An 11,864-nucleotide genomic window follows, 5' to 3' on the forward strand; every position below is an offset into this window, starting at 1 on the left:
TCGGAGAGGCGGTAGCCGATGTCTTCCACAGCGCAAGAAGTGACCGATCAGGTAATTCCCGATACGAAGAAATGGGCGGCCGAAGGACTCGGCTCTTTCGTCCTGGTGATCGGTGGTGTCGGCACCGCGGTGCTGGCGGGTGAGCAGGTGGGAGCACTCGGCGTCGGGTTGGCCTTCGGCTTGTCCCTGTTGTTGCTCGTGTACGCGATCGGCCCGATCTCGGGCTGCCATGTGAATCCGGCCGTCACGCTCGGGCAGCTACTGCTCGGCCGGATCTCGCCGAAGAACGCGGTGGCCTACGTGATCGCCCAGGCGATCGGCTCGCTGCTGGCCGGTCTTGTGCTGTTCGCGGTGGCCAAGAACCTGCCCGCCTACGACCGCCCGGCCGATGGGCTCGGCGCGAACGGCTTCGGGGCGCACAGTCCGTCGGCGGTCACCGGCCCGCTCGGTGAAGTCGTGATCCAGAACGGGTACGGGCTGGTCGCGACCATCATCGTCGAGGTCATGATCACGGCGCTGCTGGTGTTCGTGGTGCTGGCCTCGACCGATCAGATCTCGGATGTGCCGCTGGCCGGGATCTCGATCGGCGCCACGCTGGCACTGGTCAATATTCTCGCGATCCCGGTCGACAACGCCTCGGCGAATCCGATCCGCAGCCTCGGGCCCGCGCCGTTCCAGGACGGGGCGATGGGTCAGCTCTGGGTGTTCATCGTGTTCCCGCTCATCGGCGGGGCGCTGGGCGCGTTGATTTACGCGTTGATCTTCGGACGCTCGAAGGAGATCACTTAACCGAGCGCGACGAGGCCCCGATCCCGGACGGATCGGGGCCTCGTCGCGTGTTCAGCTCCAGCTGTATTCGGCGACCAACCGGTGCGCGACCAGGTCGAAGGTCTTGCGCTCGACGATCGCGCCTTCGCGCCGGATGCCGTCCTCCGGGACGTCGATGACCCGATCCAGGCGAACCCAGCTCGGCCTGCCGTCGTGATCCCACGGTCCGGTGCCGATCCCGACCCAGTTGCGATCGTGGGCGCGGTCGGTCTTGGACGACAGCATCAGCCCGAGCAGCGTCTTGCGGTCACGTCCGACCACCAGCACCGGCCGATCCTTACCGTTGGTCGGGTCCTCTTCGAACGGCACCCAGGTCCACACGATCTCGCCCGGATCGGCACGCCCGTCCAACTGCGGGCAGTAGACGATCTGGCGGGCGCGATGGGCGGTCGGTACGGGGGTCGAGGCCGTCGGGCGTACCGCGACGGCAGGTCCGGGCTTGTTCGCCAGTGCGTCCACCAGCTTCTCGAGCAGTCGTGGCCCCTGCTTGCGCACGATTTTGGGCCCCTGCTCCTTGGCGATGACGCCGAGCTGCTTGCCGAGACTGTTCCAACTGCTGGCCATGCAGTGAAATATAACGCCGACCCACCCGTGGAGCGCATCCGTGACGTCGGTACGGGTTCGGCGAAATCGAGCCTCGGGCGCACCGGTGGCGAGGGCGGGGTCGCGTGCATGGGACGATGGGGCCAGTTCGCCTATACCCCGCGAGGAGTGGAGTGGCTTCCAGTTTTGTCGATACGACGTTCACCGATCCGTCCCGGATCCGGAACTTCTGCATCATCGCCCACATCGATCACGGCAAGTCGACCCTTGCCGATCGGATGCTGCAGCTGACCGGTGTGGTCGAGGCGCGGGCCATGCGCGCGCAGTACCTGGACCGGATGGATATCGAGCGTGAGCGTGGCATCACGATCAAGGCGCAGAACGTGCGGTTGCCGTGGCAGGTCGACGGCACCGAGTACGTCCTGCACATGATCGATACCCCGGGCCACGTCGACTTCACCTACGAGGTCTCCCGCGCGCTCGAGGCCTGTGAGGGCGCGATCCTGCTGGTCGACGCCGCACAGGGCATCGAGGCGCAGACGCTGGCCAACCTGTATCTGGCGCTGGAGAAGGATCTCACGATCATTCCCGTGCTGAACAAGATCGACCTGCCCGCCGCCGATCCCGATCGGTACGCGGCCGAGATCGCCCACATCGTCGGCTGCGAACCGGACGACGTGCTGCGGGTCTCGGGCAAGACCGGTGTCGGCGTGAAAGAACTCCTGGACAAGGTGATCGAGGCCGTTCCGCCGCCGGTGGGCGATGCCGACGCACCCGCCCGCGCGATGATCTTCGACTCCGTCTACGACACCTACCGCGGCGTGGTCACCTACATCCGCGTGGTCGACGGCAAGATCTCCCCGCGCGAGAAGATCAAGATGATGTCCACCGGTGCCACCCACGAGCTCCTGGAAGTCGGCATCGTCTCACCCGAACCCAAACCCACCCAGGGTCTGGGCGTCGGCGAGGTCGGTTACCTGATCACCGGCGTGAAGGACGTTCGCCAGTCGAAGGTCGGCGATACCGTCACCAGCGCGCGCAACGGCGCCGCCGAAGCCCTCACCGGCTACCGCGAACCGCGCCCGATGGTCTACTCGGGTCTGTACCCGGTCGACGGTTCGGACTACCCCGACCTGCGCGACGCGCTCGACAAACTGCAGCTCAACGATGCCGCGCTCACCTACGAGCCGGAAACCTCGGTGGCGCTCGGTTTCGGGTTCCGCTGCGGCTTCCTCGGTCTGCTGCACATGGAGATCACCCGCGAACGGTTGCAGCGCGAGTTCGACCTCGAGCTCATCTCCACCGCGCCCAACGTGGTGTACCGGGTGGAGATGGAGGACGGCACCGAACACGTCGTCACCAACCCCTCGTACTGGCCCGAAGGCAAGTCGCGCCACGTCTACGAACCCATCGTGAAGTGCACCGTCATCTCGCCGAGCGAGTTCATCGGCGCGATCATGGAGCTGTGCCAGCAGCGTCGCGGCGAGCTGGGCGGCATGGACTACCTGTCCGAGACCCGCGTCGAGCTGCGCTACACCATGCCGATGGCCGAGATCATCTTCGACTTCTTCGACCTGCTCAAGTCGCGCACGCGCGGCTACGCCAGCCTCGACTACGAAGAGGCGGGCGAGCAGGAAGCCGATCTGGTGAAGGTCGACATCCTGCTGCAGGGCGAGGCGGTCGACGCGTTCAGCGCGATCGTGCACAAGGACGCCGCGCAGGCATACGGCCACAAGATGACCACCAAGCTGCGCGAACTGATCCCGCGCCAGCAGTTCGAGGTGCCCATCCAGGCCGCGATCGGCGCGAAGATCATTGCCCGCGAGAATATTCGGGCCATCCGCAAGGACGTCCTGGCCAAGTGCTACGGCGGCGATATCAGCCGTAAGCGCAAGCTGCTCGAGAAGCAGAAGGAGGGCAAGAAGCGCATGAAGACCATCGGTCGCGTGGAAGTCCCTCAGGAAGCCTTCGTGGCGGCATTGTCCTCGGATTCGGACAAGCCCAAGAAGTAAAGCCTCAGGCGCCGGTACGCACCGGCGCCTGAGCTATTTCCACCCGCAGGCGGACGCCACCGAGCGGGCTGTGGTCGAGTTCGGCGGTGCCGGAATGCAATTCGGCCTGCTGGCGCACCAGCGCGAGGCCGAGGCCGGAGCCGGGGGAGCCGGGACGTTTGGCGAAACGGTCGAAAGCGGTGGGGGACAGGGCTTCCGGGATGCCGGTGCCGTTGTCGTCGACGGTGATCTCGACGCCGTTGTCGGTGGTCCGCGCGGCGACGGTGACCTCGGTGGCCTTCCCGTGCAGGACCGCGTTGGCGACCGCGTTGGTCACGATCAGCATGATCCCGCCGGGCAACCCGTGCACCGGAACCGGATCGCAGGCGGCGAGCGTGATGTCGACGCCGGGGTTGGCGCGACGGGCGTTCTGCACCGCGCGATCGAGGGTTTCGCACAGTTCGAACGGTTCGAACGCGTCCTGATCGGTGAGTTCGCCGACAGCGAGGCGTTCGAGATCGGAGAGGGTGCGTTCGATCTGCCCCTCGGCGGCCAGGACATCGGTGAGAACGGCGCCGCGCTGGTCATCGGGCAATTCGGTGCTCGCGAGAACCTGCAGATCGGTGCGCATGGCGGTGAGTGGGGTGCGCAGTTCATGGGCGCAGACGGCGGCGAAATCGCGGGCACTGGCCAGGGCCTGATGGGTCTCGCCGTGTGCGGTTTCCAGGCGCGCCAGCATTCGGTTGATCGCGTCGGAGAGTTCCTCGGCTTCGCGCGCTCCTCGGCCGGACAGCGGCGGTAGCTCGTCGAGGGTGTCGATCTCGTGGGTCGCGTTGGCGAGCCGGCGCAAAGGCCGCGCGGCGAAACCGGCCAGTATCCAACCTAATCCGGCGGCGACGAGCACCCCGGCCAGGCCGATGCCGAGTCCGATCAGCTGACTGCGGGTGATGGCGGCGTCGACGAGTTCGCGATCGGGGTCGAGCCGGACCATCAGCCCCCGCCCGCCCTGTACCGGCGCCAGCAACTCGGTCGCCGGGGCGGCGGGAACCACGATGGTGCGCTCGTGGGGCACTGGCCACCCGGGAACGGCTGAGGTCGCGGGGTCGGGCGGCGGATCCACGGGATCACCGTCGATCGGCTGCGCGACCTGCACCCGCATGTTCGACACTGTCTGATCGAGCTGGCTGGTACCCGCGACCCTCAGCAGCGCCCCATAGGTGAGGCCCAAGGTGACCGCCACCAGCGCCGCCACCACGGCCGACACCAGCGCCACCCGGAAACGCAACGACCGCGACGCCTTCACGGCTGATCCCGCAGCACGAACCCGACCCCGCGCACGGTGTGCACCACCCGCGCGACACCGTCGGCCTCCAGCTTGCGCCGCAGATACGAGACGAAGACGTCCACCACATTGGTGTCGGTACTGAAGTCGTAACCCCACACGGTCGACAGGATCTGCTCGCGCCCGAGCACGATCCCGGCATTGCGCGCCAGCATCGCCAGCAGCTCGAACTCGCGTTTGGTGAGATCGACCGGTGACGACCCCGCGCGCACCCGATGCCCGGCCAGATCGATCACCACCTCGCCGACCTGGATCGTGTCGTTCGAAGAAGTCGCCGTGACCGGTCTGCGCCGCAACAGTGCGTGCAGCCGCGCGACCAGCTCGCCCAGATCGAACGGCTTGGTCAGATAGTCGTCGGCGCCACGTTCGAGCGCGGCGATCCGGTCCGTGACGGCACTGCGCGCGCTGAGCACGCAGATGGGGATGTCGTTGCCCATCGCGCGCAGTGCGGTGACCACGCCGACGCCGTCGAGCTCGGGCATGTTCACGTCGAGCACCATGGCGTCGGGCGCGGCCGACCCCACCAGAGTGAGTGCTTGGGCGCCATCGCTCGCGGTGATCACCTCGAAGCCCGAGAGCTCGAGGCCGCGCCGCAGCGACGCGAGCACGCGGACCTCGTCGTCGACGACCAAGATCTGCTGTCCCGTCATGCACTCACCCTAGTGTTTTTCATAGTTTTCGCTGGTCAGAACGGTCGTGCGGGCACGGTGTCGGCGGAACCGGTGGCCGGTGCCGGGACGACCTCGCCGAAGCCACCGGGCGCGGGAACCAGGACGTTCTCACCGTCGGGGTTGATCCGGCGGCATTCCACCGGGCCGTCCAGCGGCGGTGCGGGCTGCCCCGGCGCCGTGCGTTCGATATGGATCCGACGGGGCTCCCGGCCCGGTTGCGCGGGAACGGCGTGCTCGAAGTGGACGCCGGGCTCGGTGGCCAGCGGGGGCTGTCCCGGCACGTCGGCGCCACCCGGCGCGGTGCAGATGATCGTGGTCGCCCTGCCGTCGTCGGGCGGGGTGCCGGGGTCGGCGGTGGCGACGCCGGTGACCGTCGCGGTGAGCACGGCGGCACCGCCGAGCAGTGCGACGGCCTTGGTGCGGTGAAGAGCGATCATGAGCGGCTCCTTACTGGTGCGGGGACCGACCTCTTCGGTCGGTGTGCCCGACGCTATGGCGCCGATCTTCACGCTCTGTTGAGCAATCGTTAGAGTTTTCTTCGAACTGTGGAGCCCCCGGTTCCCCGGGCTCGCCGAAAGATGTTGTTCGCCATAAGGTGAGTACCGACTGCCCTGCACGAAATGACAGGTCGGTGTCCGGAAAATAGTGTTGGATGGGCCTGAACTCGCCGCTGGATGTGGTGGGGGACCACAGCGATGCGAGTGTTGGAGCTTTGATGACGCGTGATCTGCCTTTCGATGACGGTGCCGCGCGCACAGAGGAACCGCAGGGTTCCGACATGGCCTACCGGGTCGCCAACGGCGTAGCCAGGGTGGCACGGGCGGGCGCCTACGTCACCGGTGGCGCGCTGGTCGCGGCCAACGGGACCGCGCGCGAGCCGGGCACCAGCAACGCCGACAGCCGCTACGCCGGTTGGTCGCAGCAGACCGTCCCCACCGATCCGAGCCCGGACGCACCCAACCCGATCGTGACCTTCCCCGATCTGGCCGCCGAACCCGCGCCGGAGCTGCCGTACCCGCCGTTCGCTCCCGCGCCGAAGCCCGACGTCGTCCTGGTCGCCCAATCCGACGAATCCGCTTGGCGCCCAGAGATTCCCGGCTCCGACACTGATCGGGAGATCCGGATCCCCGGTAGCGACGAGTCCTCGGGCAGCGTCGGCGTGCCCGGCTACGGGACCATCCCGACCGCGCCGGGATACAACGACATCCCGCGGCCGGGCTCGGACCCCGGCTTCGACCTCCCCGGCTTCGAGGGCCTGCCCGGCCACGGCGACCGTCCCGGCTTCGACATCCCCGGGGCGGGCGGCGACCTGCCCGGTTTCGACCTGCCGGGCACCGGCGGCAGCCTGCCCGGCTTCGACGGCATGCCCGGCGGTGGCATCGGCATTCCGGGCTACGACGGTCTGCCCGGGCACGGCATCGGCATCCCCGGCTATGACAGCGTCGGTCTGCCTGGTGGTTCCTACCCCGACTTCGACGGCGCATTCGACGGTGTCGGTGGCATGTTCGACGGTGTCGGCGCGATGGTGACCACCAACTGGGAGGTCGACGTCCACGTGGGCCTCGACGGCGTGTGGGCCACCTCGCAGATGAAGGTCGACGTGCAGGTCGGCCAGGTCGGCGACGCGCTCGACGACTACAGCGAGTGGCTCGCGAGCGGCGGGTTGAAGGCTCCCGGCGATTCGGTGGGTACGGCGCCCGGCACCTCCGCGCCCGGTACCGGTCTCGGCAACTCGTCATCAGGCGTGCCCGGCTCGTCCCCGTCCGGCGTCGGTCTGCCCGGTGCGCCCGCGCCCGCCGCCCCGGCGCTCGCGGCCCCCGCCCCCGCGACGCCGTTCGCCCCAGCCCCCGCCCCGGCCCCGATCGCCCCCGCGCCCGCGCCGATCGCCCCCGCCGCCCCGGCGCCGGTCGCGGTCAACCCCGTGGTCGCCACGCCGTTGCAGACCACCATCCAGCCCGACGCCGCCTCCACCCCAATCGCGAATGTCTTCGGCCAGCAGGCGGTTTCGCCGCTGACCGCGCCCGCCGCCGCGGTGCCCGCGCTGTTCACCCCGGCCACGCCGACGAAACCCGTTGTGCTGCCCGAGGTCACCGGTGGGCAGACGCCGACGACCGTGCCGGTGACGGTGCCGTCCAAGGCCCCCACCGTCGACATCGACACTCCGACGACCGTCAAGGTGCCCACGGTGACGGTCCCGAACACCCCCGATGTCACCAAGGTGCCGACCACGGTCGCACCGACCCAACCGACCACCCCCGACGATCTCACCACCAAGCCGGGCACCGGCGGCGTGACCACACCCTCGACCGGCGCGACCACCCCGACCGTCGACGTGCCGAGCCCGACCGCACCCAACACGACCGCGCCGACGGTCAGCCAGCAGCCGACCGCGCCGACCAAGCAGCCGACGGTCGACATCGATCCGCCGACGGTCGTCACCCCGCCGCCCACCGTCGCGCCGACCGTGGCGCCGGTGAAACCCCTGGTCGTCGAGACGAAGCCGATCGCGGCCGAGTTCGACCAGCACCACGGCGGTTACCATGGCGTTTCGGCCGGTTTGTTCGATTCGGGTCTCGGCGGTGGCGATGTGCTCACCGGCGCGTTTCCCGTCGAACACCATGGGTATGACTTCGTGGTCTGAGCACGACGAAGTCGGCCGTGTTGATGTAGCGAGAGTGAGGAACAGTTGTCTGCCGCAGCCGGACTGCAGACCGCGACGGTGAAGCATCCGGATGCGATGGCGCCAGTGATCGCGCTGGTCGACGAACTGCGCGAACTGGTCCGATCGGGTGGCCGCAACGACCTCGACGCCCGCCTCGGCATGGTGCGGGCCAGGCTCAGCGATCCGCGGGTGCGGATCGTCGTCGTCGGTGAACCGCAGGCGGGGATGAGCACGCTGGTCAACAGCATGGTCGGCTCGCCCGTGAGTGCCACCGACGGCAGTCCCAGTGTTCCCGTCATCGTCGAATACGGCCAGGCGCCGAAGGCGACGCTGGTGAAGTCGGCGCCGGGTGGCCGGGTCGAACGGGTGCCCGTCGACCCACTGAATCCGTTGCAGGCGTTGACCACGCTCGGTGTGCTCCGCGCCGAATTCGCCGAGCCGAGCCGACTGCTCGCCGACGGTCTGGTCGTGATGGACGCCCCCGGTACGACCGCCCACGAGGCCGCGGCGTGGTCGATGATCGCCGCCGCCGACGTCGTCCTCTACGCCGCCGACGCCGCCGCCGAACTCACCGAAGCCCAGCTGGATTACCTGCGCCGGGTCGAGCGGGTGTGTCCGTCGGTGGTCTGCGTGCTCACCAAGATCGACCGCAACCCGCACTGGTCGCTCACCCAGCGACGCAATCGCGCCCTGCTCGACGGGGCCGGGCTGAACTTCGCGGTCGCGCCGGTGTCCGGTCTGCTGCACCGGGAGGCCACCGAGCGCGGCGACCAGCAGCGCGACGCCGAGTCGGGCGTGCCCCAGCTGCTCGATCACCTGCGCGACTACGTTGTCGCCCAAGCCGATTCGGTGGCGGTGGCGGCTGCGGTGCGCGATATCGTGCTGATCACCGACCAGCTCACCGTCACCCTGCGCGCCGAGTCCGACACGCTGCGTGATCCGCGCCGACGCGCCGAGATCACCCAGCGCCTCGCCGCCGCGCGGACCACCGCAGATCAGCTCCGTCAGCGCACCGCCACCTGGCAGGTCACCCTCGTCGACGGTAGTTCCGAGCTCAGCGCCGATATCGAACACGATCTGCGGCACCGGTTACGCAGCCTGGTCCGGGAGGCCGAGGCCGAGATCACCCGGACCGATCCCGCCCGCAAGTGGGCCGATTTCGCCACCGAACTCGACGCGCGGATCTGCGAGGCGGTCGAGGAGAACTTCGTGATGGCGCACTATCGCGCCGTCGAGCTCACCGAGCAGGTGGCCTCGAAGTTCCCGCCCGACAACCGAACCCCGCCGCTACCGGAACTGCGCCTGACCAATCCCGGCGACGTCCTCGAACCGGTGCAGCCGCTGGAACCACTCGAAAGCGCCAAAGCCGGTGTGGGGCAACAGTTGCTCACCGCGCTGCGCGGTTCCTACGGCGGCATCCTGATGGTCGGTCTTGCCACCAGCCTGCTCGGCATGTCGCTGGTCAACTGGTACTCGGCGGGCGCGGGTGTGCTGCTGGGCGTGAACGCACTGTGGGACGACCGCAAGAACCGCAAACAGCGCAGGCAGGCCGAGGCGAAGGTGGCCGTCGCCCGGCTGGCCGACGACGTGATCTTCCAGGTGGGCAAGGAATCTCGCAATCGCCTGCGCTCGCTGCAACGCGTCCTGCGCGACCACTACACCGAGATCGCCGCCGAAGTGGGCCGCACCGCTGACGAGGCATTGCGCGCCGCCGAGGAGACCGGCCTGCGCTACGGCGACCACCGCGAACTGCGCATCACCGAGATCGACGCGGGCCTGCGCACCGTGGCGGGCCTGCGCCAACGCGCGGAACGCCTCGCCCGCTGAGCGTGCCTACGCCCGGTTGGCCGGTGTGTGGGCGGGCTGGAACTGACCCGCGTTGCGCTGGTCCTCGGCCCTGATCACGTGGGTGACCGCGTTGATCAAGGCCAGGTGGGTGAAGGCCTGCGGGAAATTGCCGAGGTGGCGGCCGGTGCGTGAGTCGATCTCCTCGGCGTAGAGGCGCAGTGGACTTGCCAAGCCCAGCAGGCGTTCGCACAGGTTGGTGGCGCGTTCGAGTTCGCCGATCTCCACCAGGGCCGAGACCAGCCAGAACGAGCAGATCGTGAAGGTGCCCTCCTCGCCTTCGAGGCCGTCGTCGGTGGTGTCGGTGTGATAGCGCAGCACGAGGCCGTTGACGGTGAGATGGTCGGCGATGGCGAGCACAGTGGCCCGGATGCGCGGGTCCTCCGGCGGCAGAAAACGCGTCAGCACCACCAGCAGCAGTGAGGCGTCGAGGGTGTCCCCGCCGTAGGTCTGGGTGAAGATGCCGTCTTCGCTGACACCGAATTCCAGGACGTCTTCTCGGATCTCCTCGGCGATCTCGAACCACTCGGCGGCGCGTTCGTGCTGACCGTGCAACTCGGCCAGGCGGGCGCCACGGTCGAGGGCCACCCAGCACATCACCTTCGACGAGGTGAAGTTCTGCGGTTCGCCGCGCACCTCCCAGATGCCACGATCGGGCTTGCGCCAGTTGGCAATCGCCGCGTGCACGGTGCGTTCGAGCAAGGGCCACAACGATTCCGGGACCTGACCACGCGATTTCACGTGCAGGTACACCGCGTCGAGCATGGTGCCCCAGATGTCGTGCTGGTCCTGGTCGTAGGCGGCGTTGCCGATGCGGACCGGTTTCGCGCCGTCGTAGCCGGACAGATTCGGCAGCTCGTATTCGGTGATCTGGCGTTCGCCGCCGATCCCGTAGAGCACCTGCAGTGGCAGCGCGTCGCCGTTCTCGCCGGTGGTCACGTCGTCGAGGAAGGCGAAGAAGTCGTTGGCCTCACGGTCCAGGCCCAGGGTGTAGAGGCCCCACAGAGCGAAGCTGGCATCCCGCACCCACGTGTAGCGGTAGTCCCAGTTCCGTTCTCCGCCAGGGGTTTCCGGTAGGGAAGTGGTGGAAGCGGCGAGCAGCGCGCCCGTCGGCGCGTAGGTGAGGCCCTTGAGGGTGAGCGCGCTGCGCTGCAGGTAGCTGCGCCACGGATGGTCGGGGAAATCGCCCTGGGTGATCCACTGCCGCCAGCATTCGGTGGTGGCCCACATCTTCTGCGCGGCCTCGTCGTAGGTGGCGGGCGCGGGCAGTTCCGACCAGGTGAGCGCGACGAACACCTGGTCGCCCTCCGACATTCTCGTGCGCGCCCGCGCCTCCCGGCCTTCCAAACCGAGCCGCAGATCGGTGGTGAGCACCAGCGACGGCCCGGCGTCGGGATCGCTCGATGCCCGTGCGGTGGCCTGCTCGTAGACCTTGCCGGTGTACTCCCACTTGGCTCCGCCCTGGTGATAGTCGAACGAGGGCTGGCAGCTCATTTCGAGTTCGACGGTGCCGCTCACACACTTCACCGTGCGCAACAGGACATGCTCGGCATCCCAGTCCATCGGGGTGCGGCGGTGGGTCTTGGATCGGGCGATGTTGTTGTGCCACGGGCCGAGAACGAGCGTGTCGCGCACGATCAGCCAACCGGTTTCGGTCTGCCACGTGGTTTCCAGGATCATCCCGCCGGGCAGATACCGCCGCGCCGCGGGCACGTTCTTGCCGTAGGGGCCGATCCGGAAATGGCCTGCGCTGCGGTCGAGGATCGCGCCGAACACGCTGGGGGAGTCGGGGCGTGGCACGCACATCCACTCCACCGAACCGCTGCTGGCGATCAGGCAGCTGGTTTCACAGTCGGACAGGAAGGCGTAGTCGTCGATCGGCGGAAACGGGCCGCGACGACCGCTCGAGGAGACCGGACTCAGAATCGGCAGGCTGTCGGCGCTGGAAGACTCCATACCCCATGATCACGGTGGTTCGGGCC

Annotated in this window: 9 protein-coding genes; 4 read left to right on the forward strand and 5 right to left on the reverse strand. The window is 68.4% G+C overall.

The features are described 5' to 3' along the window. Positions 1–18 precede the first annotated feature (18 nt). On the forward strand, positions 19–789 hold the full coding sequence (locus ACFWUP_RS23060) for an aquaporin (protein ID WP_379237492.1): 771 nt from the start codon (positions 19–21) through the stop codon (positions 787–789). A gap of 51 nt (positions 790–840) precedes the next feature. On the opposite strand, the gene ACFWUP_RS23065 is transcribed toward ACFWUP_RS23060, so the two are convergent. Next, positions 841–1,392: a type II toxin-antitoxin system PemK/MazF family toxin gene (locus ACFWUP_RS23065; RefSeq protein ID WP_379237494.1), complete on the reverse strand. Its 552-nt coding sequence runs from the start codon at positions 1,390–1,392 to the stop codon at positions 841–843. A gap of 116 nt (positions 1,393–1,508) precedes the next feature. On the opposite strand from ACFWUP_RS23065, the gene lepA reads away from it, so the two are divergent. Continuing rightward, entirely contained in the window at positions 1,509–3,383 is a 1,875-nt protein-coding gene (gene lepA / locus ACFWUP_RS23070; protein ID WP_379237496.1) for a translation elongation factor 4, read from the forward strand. Between the two features lie 4 nt (positions 3,384–3,387). Here the strand turns inward: lepA and ACFWUP_RS23075 are convergent, their stop codons facing one another. Genes ACFWUP_RS23075 through ACFWUP_RS23085 form a run of 3 tightly spaced genes read right to left on the reverse strand, consistent with a single transcriptional unit; the run spans position 3,388 to position 5,812 of the window. Then, positions 3,388–4,665, reverse strand: coding sequence for a sensor histidine kinase (locus ACFWUP_RS23075; RefSeq protein ID WP_379237498.1), 1,278 nt, complete (start codon positions 4,663–4,665; stop codon positions 3,388–3,390). Then, entirely contained in the window at positions 4,662–5,354 is a 693-nt protein-coding gene (locus ACFWUP_RS23080; RefSeq protein ID WP_379237500.1) for a response regulator transcription factor, read from the reverse strand. The genes ACFWUP_RS23075 and ACFWUP_RS23080 overlap by 4 nt, the downstream gene beginning before the upstream one ends. Positions 5,355–5,389: 35 nt before the next feature. Next, the gene (locus ACFWUP_RS23085) at positions 5,390–5,812 is read right to left on the reverse strand and encodes a hypothetical protein (RefSeq protein ID WP_379237502.1); all 423 of its coding nucleotides are present in this window, start codon (positions 5,810–5,812) and stop codon (positions 5,390–5,392) included. 278 nt (positions 5,813–6,090) lie between these two features. Here ACFWUP_RS23085 and ACFWUP_RS23090 point away from each other — a divergent pair, with 278 nt between their 5' ends. Both ACFWUP_RS23090 and ACFWUP_RS23095 read left to right on the forward strand, forming a co-directional pair. Further along, positions 6,091–8,016, forward strand: a complete 1,926-nt coding sequence (locus ACFWUP_RS23090) for a hypothetical protein (protein WP_379237504.1) — start codon at positions 6,091–6,093, stop codon at positions 8,014–8,016. Positions 8,017–8,061: 45 nt separating this feature from the next. Beyond that, positions 8,062–9,864, forward strand: a complete 1,803-nt coding sequence (locus ACFWUP_RS23095) for a hypothetical protein (RefSeq protein WP_379237506.1) — start codon at positions 8,062–8,064, stop codon at positions 9,862–9,864. Between the two features lie 6 nt (positions 9,865–9,870). Here the strand turns inward: ACFWUP_RS23095 and ACFWUP_RS23100 are convergent, their stop codons facing one another. After that, entirely contained in the window at positions 9,871–11,838 is a 1,968-nt protein-coding gene (locus tag ACFWUP_RS23100; protein ID WP_379237508.1) for a glycoside hydrolase family 15 protein, read from the reverse strand. Positions 11,839–11,864 lie beyond the last annotated feature (26 nt).

Origin of the sequence: Nocardia sp. NPDC058658, assembly GCF_042716665.1 — a bacterium.
Lineage (GTDB): Bacteria > Actinomycetota > Actinomycetes > Mycobacteriales > Mycobacteriaceae > Nocardia.

Bases quoted from the DNA above. Each gene is read 5' to 3' on its own strand.
- lepA (WP_379237496.1), top strand. From the start codon at position 1,509: ATGGGGCCAGTTCGCCTATACCCCGCGAGGAGTGGAGTGGCTTCCAGT.
- ACFWUP_RS23065 (WP_379237494.1), bottom strand. From the start codon at position 1,392: ATGGCCAGCAGTTGGAACAGTCTCGGCAAGCAGCTCGGCGTCATCGCC.
- ACFWUP_RS23060 (WP_379237492.1), top strand. From the start codon at position 19: ATGTCTTCCACAGCGCAAGAAGTGACCGATCAGGTAATTCCCGATACG.
- ACFWUP_RS23080 (WP_379237500.1), bottom strand. From the start codon at position 5,354: ATGACGGGACAGCAGATCTTGGTCGTCGACGACGAGGTCCGCGTGCTC.
- ACFWUP_RS23085 (WP_379237502.1), bottom strand. From the start codon at position 5,812: ATGATCGCTCTTCACCGCACCAAGGCCGTCGCACTGCTCGGCGGTGCC.
- ACFWUP_RS23100 (WP_379237508.1), bottom strand. From the start codon at position 11,838: ATGGAGTCTTCCAGCGCCGACAGCCTGCCGATTCTGAGTCCGGTCTCC.
- ACFWUP_RS23090 (WP_379237504.1), top strand. From the start codon at position 6,091: ATGACGCGTGATCTGCCTTTCGATGACGGTGCCGCGCGCACAGAGGAA.